The sequence below is a fragment of the Shewanella sp. AC34-MNA-CIBAN-0136 genome (assembly GCF_040309945.1).
GTDB lineage: Bacteria > Pseudomonadota > Gammaproteobacteria > Enterobacterales > Shewanellaceae > Shewanella.
Map to the genome: position 1 here is coordinate 22,621 of NZ_JBEOPJ010000004.1, position 13,301 is coordinate 35,921.

Consider the following 13,301-nt stretch of genomic DNA (forward strand, 5'->3'; position numbering starts at 1 on the left):
CAACCATATGCACATGGCATAGTGTGCATATATGGTGTTAACACCAACTGAACAACCTATCTTGAAGCGCAATATTATTTTGTCAATTCAATAGCGTTCAGTTGGCCAATTTTTTAGCATACCTATCGTAAGCGGCTAAAAAATCGTTGTTTAAATATTTAATTCAAATAACACCATGGCTTCAATATGATGCGTCTGCGGAAACATATCGACTAATCCTACTTGGGCAATTCGATATCCACTGGCTAATAATACACTACTGTCACGCGCTAAACTTGCCGGATTACATGAAACATACACCACTTTTTTAGGTTGCATTTTCTGTAACCATTGTAAACTTTCAAAAGCACCTGCTCGAGCAGGGTCCAGCAACAGTTTATCAATTTTGCCTAACCATGTTTGTGTCGATAGATCAGCACTTAAATCCGCATGATAGAAAGTCACATTATCCAATTGGTTGTCGACAGCGTTTTGCTTGGCTTGTTGCACCATTTCAGGCACACCTTCAACACCAATGACTTCTGCTGCCTTTAATGCCAACGGTAAACTGAAATTACCCACACCACAGAATAGGTCTAAAATACGCTCACCTGGTTGAGGGTCTAACCATTCGATGGCTTGATCGACCATGGCCTGATTAATAGCACCATTAACTTGGACAAAATTACCAGGAGTGAATGAACAACGAACAGCCTCCTGTGCAAGATGATAATAAGGTAACGCGACAGCTTCATCACCCGCGGCATCAACAACAGGCAGCAAGGGGAACAATTGGGTTAATTGACCAGCATCATCTTGCAATAATAAGTTAAGCTGGTGTTTTTCGGCAAAACCCGTTAACCAGCGAATATCGGAAGCCGGTAATACTTTAGTCACTCTTAGTACCGCAAAATTACCGTTATCAGCTTGGGTGAGTTCAACGTGCCCTAAACTGGCCTTAGCTTTAAGTTGATTTAAATTAGCCGCTAATGGAGTAATCAAAGCAGACAATGACTCAGATAACACTGGGCACTGCTGAATGGAAACAATTTTATTGCTATTTCCGGCGCGAAACCCAAGTTGTAACCGCTGAGTATTTTTATCAAATAATGTGGCCAATCTTGCGCGTCGGCGATAATGCCAGGCCTCACCCACTATAGGGTCAGCGATAATATCAGCATCAATGGCTTTAGCACTCGACAGCTTGCTGATTAAATCAACCAAGGCAGTTTGCTTATGCTCGCGTTGCGCATTAGTGTCCATGTGCTGCAAATCACAACCGCCACATTGTTGATAATGTGGGCAATGAGGTTTGATTCGATTAGCCGATGCAGACTCAATAGTGATGAGCTTGGCTTTAGCGTAGCTTTTCTTTTGTTCGACAAATTGCACCGTAGCGGTCTCTCCCGGTAACACTCCCGGAATAAACACTATTTTGCCTTGATGTTGCGCTATGCCTGCACCTAAATGGTCAAGTTGAGTGACACTGAGGCTTAACTTTGCTGATAATTGCTTAGATTTGTTCGGTTTTGCTTGGAAAAATTGTGCCATTTCGGCCTCAGGTATTGAATAAAAAACTAGTCAAGAGTGCGCCATATCTGGCAGTCTAGACGGAATAACAGCGATTTAGTAACAGGGATATACCTAACAGCCATGAAAAGTGCCAACAATATGACCAAATACAGCCTACGCTCTTGGGTTCTGGTACTTGCGTTAGCGCCCACTATTGTAGTGGGTATTCTACTTGGAAGTTATTTCACGATAAACCGCTTTTATGAATTGGAACAAACCTTAATTGAAAAAGGCAGCAACATTGTTGAGCCATTAGCCATTGCCAGTGAATTTGGTATTATCACTCAAGACCGTGAATCAACTAAACTTTTACTCGCCGCCTCGCAGATAAACAATGCATCGCTAATCTTATCTATTGCTGTTTTTGATGCCGAAAACCAACTCTTTGTCACTTCGCACTACCACAAAGATTTTGAAACGATGCGTTACAAACAAACGCTGGCAAACTTAATCGGTACAGAACATGAAACGATTGGCGATACCTTAGTCATTCGTGTGCCAATAATATCCCATACTGGGTTAGAACAAAAACATGTTGCCAGTATAAATCGTCAAAGTAACAGCGACATCGATAATAATGCCTCTACCAATGGTGTCGTTGCGCCAATTTACAATAATCAACAAGAGCGAATATTAGGCTACATATCAGTATTACTAAATAAAGAGAACGCCTTGCTCGAACAACATCGAGCGGCTATAGCGGCGTTTATTATCGTATTAATCGGCGTGCAATTTAACCTATTTTTTACCTTCCGCTTAGTCAAACACGTGAACTACCCCATTACCGAAATGGTGCGAGTGGTAGCCAAAATTCGTGAAGGTAAACTCGACACTCGCCTAGAAGGCAACTTGATTGGGGAACTGGATCTACTCAAACGAGGGATCAACGCAATGGCAAGTTCATTGTCAGAATATCACGATGAAATGCAGCAAAATATTGATCAAGCAACCTCTGATTTACGCGAAACCCTCGAGCAGATTGAAATTCAAAACGTTGAGCTCGATATTGCCAAAAAACGCGCGCTTGAAGCGAGTCGGATAAAATCAGAATTCTTAGCCAACATGTCGCACGAGTTACGTACACCACTCAATGGTGTCATAGGATTTGCAAGACAGTTATTAAAAACACCTCTGCATACTAGCCAGCTCGACTACATAAAAACCATTGAACGCAGCGCCAGTAACCTACTCGGTATTATTAACGATATTCTCGACTTCTCTAAACTTGAAGCCGGTAAAATGATATTAGAAAAAATGCCTTTTGCACTGCGAGAAACGCTAACTGAAACCCTGACTATTATTGCCGGTAGTGCACAAGAGAAAGGCCTAGAACTGGTTATCGACATTGATGCTAATGTGCCAGAAAGTGTCAGTGGCGACGCGATGAGAGTCAGCCAGATTATTACTAACTTAGTCGGTAACGCTATTAAGTTTACCGACAAAGGCAGTGTCATACTCAAAATACACTTAGTGGGTCAGGACGAAGATAACATTACCCTGCGCTGCGAAGTTATTGATACCGGTATTGGTATTGATGAGAGTCAGCAAGAATATTTATTCCAAGCATTTGGTCAAGCCGACTCATCCATTTCACGTCGCTTTGGAGGCACAGGATTGGGCTTAGTGATTACTAAACGCTTAATCAACCAGATGGGTGGCCAGATAGGCTTTACCTCGGCCCCCAATAAAGGTTCAAATTTCTGGTTTATTCTGCCACTTGGGATCAGTCAATTTGAAATTGGCGAAGTGTTGCCGGTTGATGCATTGCAACATAAATCAGTCTTATTATATGAACCACGGGAATTAACCCGCGATACATTAAATCGCCGCTTAGTGTCGTGGCAATTAATTATCACTAATGTGGCCAATCCAGAAAATCTCACCTCCGTGTTACAAACTAAAAACAGCAAATTTGATTACATCATCATGAGCTGCCATGGTTTTGCCGACAATGCGTCTTTTATCCATTTATTACAGCAAGCCAAACAACATACTGACTGCCTGATTTTATTACATGACTGTCTAGATCAAGACATGATAATCAATGTGCTAAAAGTCAACGCAGATGTGTTGCTCAGCACCCCAGTGAGCGATTTTACCCTAGCGCATCATTTAATATATCCACCAGTACCTTCTACTTTTGTCAGTTTACCTGAGCAAATAAATCTTGATGTAACACAACGCCTCAATGCATCAGTATTAGCCGTTGACGACAACATGGCCAATCTAAAGTTAATTGATACTTTGCTCAAAGAACTAGTCGACAATGTGGTGACCGTTAATAATGGCGCCGATGCGATTCAACAAGCTAAAAAACAAGCATTTGACCTAATCTTCATGGATATTCAAATGCCAGGAACCGACGGCATAACCGCAACACAGCAAATACGTTCAGAATCACTCAACCGTAATACGCCGATTATTGCAGTAACGGCACATGCTATAGCCGAAGAACGTGAGAATATTTTAGCTAGCGGTATGGATGGTTTCTTGCCTAAACCGATTGATGAATTATCACTAAAAAGCGTTATCAGCCGCTGGATAATTAAACCTCAATTTACTCATTTCGACACCCATGTTCTCAATTGGGATTTATGTTTAACCCAAGCAAACCAGAAAACTGATTTAGCCTTAGACATGTTAAAGATGTTAGTTAATTCATTACCGGAAACAACCGCAACTATCGATAAAGCATTAATAGCCAGAGATGCAGAGACACTGTTGCAGGCAGTGCATAAACTGCATGGTGCAACATGTTATTGCGGTGTACCGACAACACAAAAGCTCTGCCGGGATATTGAGTCAGCATTAAAGCATAAAATTGACATCGATGACCTAGAACCTGAAATACTAGAGTTACTTGATGAGTTAACTAAGGTAGAATCAGCTGCAAATCAAGTGATAAACCAGCTATCAGTGGATGTTCCCAATGACCAGTAAAACCGGTTTTTTTAAACGCCTAAAGGCATTGTCGTTACCTCAGAAGCAACTTTTTGCACTCGCACTGTGTCAAAGAATGCTCCCAAACTATCAATTATTTTCTGAAGTATGTGAATTTGGCCAACCGCAGGTATTAAGTACTGCGCTAGAGTTATTATGGCAAAGCCAATATGACAAAAAGCTTAAGTTCAATATTGATGTGCATTTACAGCGCCTCGATGAAAACACCCCTGATCCTAGCGAGTTTGAAGCCTATGGTGCTTATCCCGCCATGGATGCGGCTGTAGCCATTGCCACCTTAATGGGTGCGATAGATGGAAAAATTGAAGAAGATATTACTAACATCAGTAAGTTATCATCAAGTACTGTCGCCAATTATATTGAAGCTATTAGCGATGAGTCATTAATGGATGAAGAACTCGATGAGTTTGTTTTTTCTCACCCAGTAATGGAACAAGAAAAAGAATTACAAGGCATGTTACTCGACATTGTCGAAGCTAATCCAGACATAACCAGCGAACTGGTTAAAGGTTTACGTAAAGATATTATCGAAGCCGGTGTGTCTAATATTGGTATTAGCCTGTAGCAAAAACTTGTAGCACGGATCGGTTACTGCCAATAAACGTCATTTAGCCTGAAATTATTCAGGCTTTTTATTAGGTGTCGCGCCATGAGAAGAATTTTTTATCAAGGTTTCACTTTCAGTAACACCAATGGTAAAACTGATAACTGGACGCTAGTGATTGGCAATCAAGTACGAGTGGGTTCGTTATTTGAGTTAAGGCGGCAAGTGCATTTTTTTTCTGAACTTGGAATATTACCTCCACCGAAAATATCAAAAGCGAATTTAGCCTTAAAATCTGACAAATAATCACTCGTTTAACTTTAGCCTAATTGCATCCGCCTATCGAAAAGCAGTAAAGTGACCTTATTATCATTTTGCTAAGGAATTGCGAGGGATGTCCAGTATTCTTACCCCGCTAATCGCTGTATTTATTATTATGCTGCTCGGCAGTATTGTTCAAAAAATGCGACTGTTGCCAGCAGACACCGATTTGATCCTCAATCAGTTTGTTTATTACATTGCTTTCCCCGCTATATTACTGATTGTGCTAGCTGAAACGCGCATTGAAGACATTATTCAATGGGGCTTTATCGGTGGGTTTAGTCTGGCGATGATCATCACTTATGCTTTAGTGATTGTTGTATCACTAATTCGCACACCTAAAAAACAAGCAGTTGCCGCCATGCGCGCATTAAATGCTACGTTTGGTAATACCGCATTTATTGGCATTCCATTGCTGAGTTTATTATTCCCAGGTCATAAAATGGCATTAGTCGCTGCAGCGATTGCCAGCTTGTTGTCGGTGTTCATGTTTGCTTTTGCTTTAGTATCAATTGAGCTAGCCAGCCGTGATAAACAATCAACCGACCATGCCATCGTCATCATGGCTAATGCCCTGTATAAAAATCCAATCGTGGTTGGCAGTGTTATTGGCATCGGTTTATCAGCACTGCATATTACCTTACCGGATAGTTTGGCCTTAATGCTACATCAGGTGGGAAATACCTCTAGCCCATGTGCACTGTTTGCTATAGGAATGGTACTTGCCAAAGCATTAAGACATCAATCTGGCACAAAAATGTTCAGTGTTGGTTTGATTGCGGAACTGAATTTAATCAATTTACTCAAGCTAATTATTCAACCTTTAATTGCCTTTGGTTTACTCAAACTGTTCGGCGTAGAAAAGGAATTACTGACCATGGGAGTCATTTTGGCAGCGTTACCGACAGCAGCAAGTGTGTACCTTTTGGCCGACCGCTACCAAATTAACGCCAATGTCAGCGCCCAAGGTATTTTATATGGCACATTAATCACTTTTATCAGTTTGCCGATAATAGAAACACTTTTAAAATCCATTGCTTAATGAACAATCAAATCTAGATGATAAAATAGTCAGCGATAATTATTCCTCAACCACTTTACTGTATATAAAATCAGTATATACTGTTTATCAATACAGTGGTTTGGTAGTTTCATTGACAGGAATTTATTATGCTTTGCCAACTCAGCATCAACAATTTTGCTATCGTGCGTTTTTTAGAGCTCGACTTTAAAGCCGGTATGACAAGCATCACCGGCGAAACAGGTGCAGGCAAATCGATTGCTATCGATGCGCTTGGGTTATGCCTTGGTAATCGAAGTGATGCCAACACTGTCAGGCCTGGAGCCTCCAAAACCGAAGTGAGTGCACGATTTACCCTTCATGATGTACCTTTAGCCAAACGCTGGCTTGAAGATAGCGATCTTGATGCTGAAGATGAGTGCATATTACGTCGAACCATTAACAGTGATGGCCGCTCAAGAGCCTACATTAATGGTAATCCTGTGCCCGTGACGCAATTAAAAGCCATCGGTCACTTATTGATTGGTATTCACGGCCAGCATGCTCATCACGCAATGCTTAAAAGCGAGCATCAATTAAACCTACTCGACCACTATGCTAACCACAAAATACTGCTCGATAGCGTTAGCGCTAGCTATCAACGCTGCAAACAAGTGGAAAACGAGCTAAAGCATCTTGAACAAGCTCAGCACGAACGTATTTCGCGTCAACAGCTACTGCAATATCAAGTAGAAGAGCTTAATGAGTTCAACTTAGGCTTGGAAGAATTTGATGAAATAGAACAAGAACACAAACGCTTAGCCAATGGCACAGATTTAATTGAACGTTGCCAAGCAGGTTTGCATTTATTGACCGAAAGTGATGAAGGCAATATAGAATCTCTGCTTAATAAAGTGGCCAGTATTGCTGATACGCTTCAAGGATATGATGAATCCCTTGCGCCTATCAGCACTATGATCAGCGATGCGTTAATTCAAGTACAAGAAAGCGCTAGCGAAATTGAAAGTTATTTAAGCAGTTTAGAGCTTGATCCAGAACATTTTGCCTATTTAGAAAAACGTCTTTCAACCGCAATGCAATTGGCGCGCAAACATCATGTGAGTGCTGATAAGCTGGCGCTACATCATCAAGCATTGATGAGTGAATTAGCCGAACTTGCTGACGACGAAACTAAATTAGATGGTATAAGACAACAACTTGAAGCCACCAGAAATGCCTACTTAACCAATGCACAAAAACTGAGTCAAAGTCGTAGCCGTTATGCCAAAGAATTGGACAAGCTAGTCACCCAGTCTATCCATGAGCTCAATATGCCTAAGGGTAAATTTACCATTCAGATTAATCATAATCCGGACAACATTTCAGTTAATGGCTGCGATAGCATTGAATTTATGGTGACCACAAACCCTGGGCAACCATTACAACCGATTTCTAAAGTTGCCTCTGGCGGTGAGTTATCGCGTATTGGATTAGGGATTCAAGTGATCACGGCTAAAAAAGTCGCCACTCCGACACTGATATTTGATGAAGTTGATGTGGGTATTTCTGGACCAACAGCATCGGTAGTCGGTCGTATGTTACGCAGCCTTGGCGAATCAACTCAAGTATTGTGTGTCACCCATTTGCCGCAAGTTGCAGGTAATGGTCATCAACATATGTTTGTGAATAAATTTAATAAAGGTGGCAACACCGAAACGACCATGCAGACGTTGGATAAAGATCAACGGGTGAATGAACTTGCGCGCTTATTAGGTGGTGATGTCATTACCGAAAATACCTTGGCGAATGCCCGTGAGTTGTTGCAATAATCGTTATGCACTTATAAAAAGCAAATCAATATGTTAACGTAAAGTTAAAATAGATTTACGGATAAATCATAATGATGAAAGTAATAAAGGGCTTGGGTATTTTTGTCGGGCTAATATGCAGCTTACTGGTATTTACCGTTGTCTGTTTAGTGGCCATTAATGCAACAGACAGAACAAAGTCACCTAACACTCTTTTAGTTGAAAACTGGCTAAAACAGCAACCTATCGACCCTAGCGAAAATGGCTATGAGTATGCAATTACTATCGTAGGCACAATAGGAGACGATAAAACAAATGATAAAAAGCCATTAATCAGCTTCAGCGAGCAAGAAGTTGAGTTAACTGACAACTTTAAAACGGCTTGTTATCAAACGGATTTGATAATATGCAGTCAATTTATTAGCGATAATAGCGATAGTATTAGAAATGTCATTGGCGCTCATAATGCCAATATACAACAATATAATACATTATTAGATATGCCTTATTGGCAAGAAGAACCACAGTCTTTAACCCCAAACAATCAAGCTCATTGGGGTCTGCTTTTTAAGTTAAGAGATGTTCGTCAGCTTGCTGCGATAATAAGTGTAGATACATCTGACAACAAACTTGACCAACAAGCTACAGTGGCATTTTTAAACAAAGATGCACATTTTTGGAATATGGTTTATCACTCATCTCGCACAACACTCAATCATATGATTGCCGTTAACATGATCAAATATCAGCTTAATTTAGCTAGCACCTTAGCTAAAACCACTGATGCAGCTGTTGCAACCAAAGTCACAGCTTGGCAAACATCTTTCGAATTAACTGATAGTGATTTTGAACGGATATTTTCTGGAGAATGGCTTTTTGCCCATAACGTTACAGAACAAATGTTAATTGAAGTGCAGTCTGATAGCGTGGCTTTTTATGAGAAATGGTTAGCCTATGCGTTGCTTAAGCCAACAGACAGTGACAATCTTATGGCTGAGTATATTGTCAGCTTAGTAAAGGAACCAGTTTCAACGACCTCGATGCACACGCTCAAAGAACCAAATTATTGTGCTAACGACAATTATTTTCAGCAATTATGGATGTTACGCTACAATCCGATTGGTAAACTATTTAATTGCACTGTTTATGGAACAGATTACAAACAACGTTTAACCAATATGAATACAGAGTTAGAGCAATTGCGGACCAATCTACTTACCGCAAAATCATCCTAGTAAGTAGCTGCAACTGATTTAGTATGAGTATTATCGACATAAAAAGAGCACAAATGTGCTCTTTTTATGTATTAGGTACGATTTATAAGTGCATTTATAATTCTTTGCTAATCGTTGATTATGATCAGTTACTTATAATCAGGTATTGATAATCAGTTATAGATAATCAGTTATAGATAATCAGTTATAGATAATCAGTTATAGATAATAGACCGCAAGCTGCACACCTATTAACGAGAAGATTCCCGCCAATACATCATCAATCATTATCCCAAAACCGCCATGCACTTTGGCATCGAGCCAGCGAATAGGCCATGGTTTGACGATATCAAAAAAGCGAAATAGTACAAAACCAAGTGCTAACCACATAAAACCTAAAGGCGCTGCAATCATGGTGATCATCAACCCAACCACTTCATCCCACACAATAGCACCATGATCATGTACGCCCATATCTTTAGCTGCTTTGCCACAAATATAAAAGCCAGCGAGCATGCAAATACAGGTAATGGTCAGGTAATTAGTTAAGCTTAACTGTTGCATGAGCAACACTATGGGCACCGCGGCTAAGGTACCAAAGGTACCCGGTGCTTTTGCCGCTTTACCGCTGCCAAAGCCTAATGCCAAAAAGTGAATTGGATGGGCTAAAGACAGCTTTTTTACGAATTTATCTTGGGTTAATAATCTCATAGTACTTCAATTAAAAATGCACAAAGCCACGTGAAATCGGGTTAAATTCCAGCCCATTTTCGACTAATTTTAATTTATCACCTGCACAGATTTGACCAATTTTTACAAATTTGACACCTGCATGAATTAACGCGGTATCAATTGCGCCGCGTTGTGATTCTGGAACCGTAAACAATAACTCGTAGTCTTCACCACCCGTGAGTGCATAGCTTAATGCATCTTCATGACTAAGATTGGCTTTAATTGAGTTTGATAACGGAATTAGATTCACATCGATGATGGCGCCCACTTTCGATGCCGTTAATATATGTCCAATATCAGACATTAAGCCATCAGATAAATCGATAGCACTGGTGGCAAGTGTACGCAGAGCTTGGCCAGCTAAAACACGAGGCGTTGGATAATAATGACGATTAATCAGATATTCTTTATCTTCAGTGTTAACCGTTTTAACGCCTCTGAGGATATCAAGACCTAAAGCTGAGTCACCTAAAGTACCGGTGACATAGACCCAATCACCAATTTTTGCACCATCACGAGTTAATGCAGTACCTTTAGGAACTTGGCCATTAATCGTAATACTGATACTGCGAGGTCCACGGGTAGTATCACCACCAATTAAGGCAATACCATAATATTCTGCAATCTCGAACAGGCCTTCACTAAAATGTGCTAACCAAGGCTGGTCAACATTGGGGAGCGTCAGTGCTAAGGTAAACCAGGCTGGTTCTGCTCCCATGGCGGCGAGGTCAGAAAGGTTAACCGCTAACGATTTATAACCTAAAGCATGAGCAGGAATGCTTGCTAAAAAGTGGACATTTTCAACGAGGGTATCACAAGAAATCGCTATCGATTTATTGTCTGCAGGATTCACTAACGCACAGTCATCGCCGATGCTTAACTCTACATCGCGCCTTTTTAGGCCTTTATTGCGGAAGTAATATTCAATGAGTTGGAATTCTTTCACATTCAGTCTGGTACGGTAAACCGTCCACCTCAATTTTGAAACAATTAATAACAAATGAAAACGGTATCCGAAGATACCGTTCTGGTGTTACTTATGCTTCACTAACTTATCAAGCAAGCCGTTGACAAATTTGTGACTATCTTCAGCACCAAACGCTTTCGCTAACTCGATACCTTCGTTAATCGCCACTTTAAACGGCACATCTTTACGGAAGGTCAACTCATAAGTTGCCAGACGCACAATGGCTTTTTCTACTGGTGACACTTCTTCAAAATTACGATCAAGATGCGGCTTTAACAGCTCATCAATTTGCGATGTTTTTGATGCTACACCAGTTAACAACTCACGAAAATAAGCGACATCAACACCGTCAGTGTTCTGTTCAGTTAAAAACTCATGTTCTACGTCAGCAACTTTGTTTTTACTTAACTGCCATGAATAAATGGCTTGAACGGCTAAACGGCGGGCCTTACGGCGCTCTGAAGGTTTCATACTTTTCCTACTATTACAGCTGTTGTTCTAGTTGTTGCAGTACATTAACCATTTCAAGCAAACTAAGGGCTGCTTCGCCACCTTTATTGCCTGCTTTAGTACCCGAGCGCTCAATAGCTTGCTCAATGGTATCAGTAGTTAATACACCGAATGAAACAGGAAGATCATACTCTAATGCAACTTGTGCAAGACCTTTGTTACATTCACCAGCAACAAATTCAAAATGAGGTGTACCGCCACGAATGACAGCACCTAATGCAATGATACCGTCAAACTTTCCACTTGCTGCAACACGTTTTGCTGCAAGCGGTAATTCAACTGCACCAGGTACGCGAACAACAGTAATGTTGTCGTCACTGACCTGGCCGAAACGCTTTAATGTGTCTATTGCACCATCAAGCAGACTTTCAACTAAAAAGCTATTGAATCGCGATATTACGATCGCCACTTTGGCATTTTTCGCTTCGATATTACCTTGAACTACGTTCATTCTATCTTACCTAAATTAGCTAAAGCACCCGGCTCGGGGCAAAAAGAGGCGTTATGATATCACAGCCAAAAGCCCTGAGCGCTATGCAATTAATGAATTTGTTAAATTTACCATAAGCCAAAATTATTCAGCTATATAATCAGTCACTTCTAAACCAAAACCAGACAGTGAATGATAACGTTTTGGCGAACTGAGTAAACGCATAGTGCTGACACCTAAACTCGACAGAATTTGAGAGCCTACGCCAACACGACGAGATGTTCCTTGCCACATTGCTGGCGCAGGAGATTGACCATTATCTTCAGCTTCAAAGGCTTTTACTTTGGCCAATAAATTACTTGTATGTTCATCATTACCCAGTAGTACTAAAACGCCACCTTCGGAAGCAATCCGCTCCATGGCTTTTTCTAATGGCCAACTGCGCTTTTGATCACGTTCAGAATGCAGCAAATCATTAAAGGTGTTTTGCAAATGCACACGCACCAAACAATTCGGTTTTACTTCATCTTTAACCAAGGCGTAGTGTAATTGATTATCGATAGTGTCTCTAAACGTCACCATAGTAAATTCACCAAAACGAGTGGGTAATTTACACTGAGCTTCACGTACAACGGTAGTTTCGTTAGTGTTACGGTATTCGATTAAATCGGCAATAGTACCGATTTTAATCCCATGTTTTTCACTGAATATTTCTAAGTCTGGACAGCGCGCCATGGTGCCATCTTCGTTTAAAATCTCAACAATGACGCCTGAAGGTTCACAGCCAGCTAAGCGCGCTAAATCGCAACCCGCTTCAGTGTGGCCAGCGCGGGTTAATACTCCGCCCTCTTGTGCCATCAACGGAAAAATATGTCCAGGTTGCACTAAATCAGAGGCTTTGGCGTCTTTTGCAACGGCAGCTTGTACGGTCACTGCACGGTCATGAGCAGAAATACCTGTTGTGACTCCGGTCGCCGCCTCAATTGATACAGTAAAATTAGTCGAGAACTGGGCATTATTATTGGTAACCATTAAAGGCAAATTAAGCTGCTGACAACGCTCTTTGGTCATTGTTTGGCAAATTAATCCACGGCCATAGGTTGCCATGAAATTGATTGCTGCTGGCGTCACTTTATCAGCGGCCATGATCAAATCACCTTCATTCTCTCTGTCTTCATCATCCATCAAGATAACCATCTTACCTTGACGAATATCTTCAATGATTTCTTCTATGCTATGTAGCGCCATTGTCAGACCTTTATT

At 40.9% G+C, this 13,301-nt stretch carries 12 protein-coding genes; 6 read left to right on the forward strand and 6 right to left on the reverse strand.

Features of this window, described 5'->3' with window-relative positions; genetic code table 11:
- Nucleotides 1–150: 150 nt before the first annotated feature.
- Complete coding sequence (rlmD, locus tag AAEY94_RS04965) at nt 151–1,530, reverse strand: 23S rRNA (uracil(1939)-C(5))-methyltransferase RlmD (RefSeq protein ID WP_350977714.1); 1,380 nt, start codon at nt 1,528–1,530, stop codon at nt 151–153.
- A gap of 120 nt (nt 1,531–1,650) precedes the next feature.
- On the opposite strand from rlmD, the gene barA reads away from it, so the two are divergent.
- The 6 genes from barA (at nt 1,651) to AAEY94_RS04995 (ending at nt 9,420) form a co-directional block, all read left to right on the forward strand.
- Nucleotides 1,651–4,491, forward strand: a complete 2,841-nt coding sequence (gene barA, locus AAEY94_RS04970; RefSeq protein ID WP_502959382.1) for a two-component sensor histidine kinase BarA — start codon at nt 1,651–1,653, stop codon at nt 4,489–4,491.
- The gene (locus tag AAEY94_RS04975; protein WP_101085646.1) at nt 4,481–5,077 is read left to right on the forward strand and encodes a YjaG family protein; all 597 of its coding nucleotides are present in this window, start codon (nt 4,481–4,483) and stop codon (nt 5,075–5,077) included. Before barA ends, AAEY94_RS04975 begins: the two co-directional genes overlap by 11 nt.
- An 84-nt stretch (nt 5,078–5,161) precedes the next feature.
- Complete coding sequence (locus AAEY94_RS04980; RefSeq protein ID WP_101085648.1) at nt 5,162–5,362, forward strand: DUF3319 domain-containing protein; 201 nt, start codon at nt 5,162–5,164, stop codon at nt 5,360–5,362.
- Between the two features lie 88 nt (nt 5,363–5,450).
- Nucleotides 5,451–6,419 carry an AEC family transporter gene (locus AAEY94_RS04985; RefSeq protein ID WP_101085650.1) on the forward strand — a complete coding sequence of 323 codons (969 nt, stop codon included), beginning with the start codon at nt 5,451–5,453 and terminating at the stop codon, nt 6,417–6,419.
- A 128-nt stretch (nt 6,420–6,547) separates the two neighbouring features.
- On the forward strand, nt 6,548–8,206 hold the full coding sequence (recN, locus tag AAEY94_RS04990; RefSeq protein WP_182743618.1) for a DNA repair protein RecN: 1,659 nt from the start codon (nt 6,548–6,550) through the stop codon (nt 8,204–8,206).
- A 71-nt stretch (nt 8,207–8,277) separates the two neighbouring features.
- Entirely contained in the window at nt 8,278–9,420 is a 1,143-nt protein-coding gene (locus AAEY94_RS04995) for a hypothetical protein (RefSeq protein ID WP_101085655.1), read from the forward strand.
- A gap of 198 nt (nt 9,421–9,618) precedes the next feature.
- Here the strand turns inward: AAEY94_RS04995 and AAEY94_RS05000 are convergent, their stop codons facing one another.
- The 5 genes from AAEY94_RS05000 to ribBA all read right to left on the reverse strand — a co-directional run bounded on the left by AAEY94_RS05000 (nt 9,619) and on the right by ribBA (nt 13,286).
- Entirely contained in the window at nt 9,619–10,110 is a 492-nt protein-coding gene (locus AAEY94_RS05000) for a phosphatidylglycerophosphatase A family protein (protein ID WP_350977719.1), read from the reverse strand.
- Nucleotides 10,111–10,120: 10 nt separating this feature from the next.
- Nucleotides 10,121–11,077 carry a thiamine-phosphate kinase gene (thiL, locus tag AAEY94_RS05005; RefSeq protein ID WP_350977722.1) on the reverse strand — a complete coding sequence of 319 codons (957 nt, stop codon included), beginning with the start codon at nt 11,075–11,077 and terminating at the stop codon, nt 10,121–10,123.
- An 87-nt stretch (nt 11,078–11,164) separates the two neighbouring features.
- Complete coding sequence (nusB, locus tag AAEY94_RS05010; protein WP_101085664.1) at nt 11,165–11,569, reverse strand: transcription antitermination factor NusB; 405 nt, start codon at nt 11,567–11,569, stop codon at nt 11,165–11,167.
- A 13-nt stretch (nt 11,570–11,582) separates the two neighbouring features.
- Complete coding sequence (ribH, locus tag AAEY94_RS05015) at nt 11,583–12,059, reverse strand: 6,7-dimethyl-8-ribityllumazine synthase (RefSeq protein ID WP_011636512.1); 477 nt, start codon at nt 12,057–12,059, stop codon at nt 11,583–11,585.
- A 123-nt stretch (nt 12,060–12,182) separates the two neighbouring features.
- Entirely contained in the window at nt 12,183–13,286 is a 1,104-nt protein-coding gene (ribBA, locus tag AAEY94_RS05020; RefSeq protein WP_101085667.1) for a bifunctional 3,4-dihydroxy-2-butanone-4-phosphate synthase/GTP cyclohydrolase II, read from the reverse strand.
- Between the last annotated feature and the right edge of the window lie 15 nt (nt 13,287–13,301).

Excerpts from the sequence above, each read along its gene's own strand:
- rlmD (WP_350977714.1), bottom strand. The coding sequence starts at position 1,530 with ATGGCACAATTTTTCCAAGCAAAACCGAACAAATCTAAGCAATTATCA.
- barA (WP_502959382.1), top strand. The coding sequence starts at position 1,651 with ATGACCAAATACAGCCTACGCTCTTGGGTTCTGGTACTTGCGTTAGCG.
- AAEY94_RS04975 (WP_101085646.1), top strand. The coding sequence starts at position 4,481 with ATGACCAGTAAAACCGGTTTTTTTAAACGCCTAAAGGCATTGTCGTTA.
- AAEY94_RS04980 (WP_101085648.1), top strand. The coding sequence starts at position 5,162 with ATGAGAAGAATTTTTTATCAAGGTTTCACTTTCAGTAACACCAATGGT.
- AAEY94_RS04985 (WP_101085650.1), top strand. The coding sequence starts at position 5,451 with ATGTCCAGTATTCTTACCCCGCTAATCGCTGTATTTATTATTATGCTG.
- recN (WP_182743618.1), top strand. The coding sequence starts at position 6,548 with ATGCTTTGCCAACTCAGCATCAACAATTTTGCTATCGTGCGTTTTTTA.
- AAEY94_RS04995 (WP_101085655.1), top strand. The coding sequence starts at position 8,278 with ATGATGAAAGTAATAAAGGGCTTGGGTATTTTTGTCGGGCTAATATGC.
- AAEY94_RS05000 (WP_350977719.1), bottom strand. The coding sequence starts at position 10,110 with ATGAGATTATTAACCCAAGATAAATTCGTAAAAAAGCTGTCTTTAGCC.
- nusB (WP_101085664.1), bottom strand. The coding sequence starts at position 11,569 with ATGAAACCTTCAGAGCGCCGTAAGGCCCGCCGTTTAGCCGTTCAAGCC.
- ribH (WP_011636512.1), bottom strand. The coding sequence starts at position 12,059 with ATGAACGTAGTTCAAGGTAATATCGAAGCGAAAAATGCCAAAGTGGCG.
- ribBA (WP_101085667.1), bottom strand. The coding sequence starts at position 13,286 with ATGGCGCTACATAGCATAGAAGAAATCATTGAAGATATTCGTCAAGGT.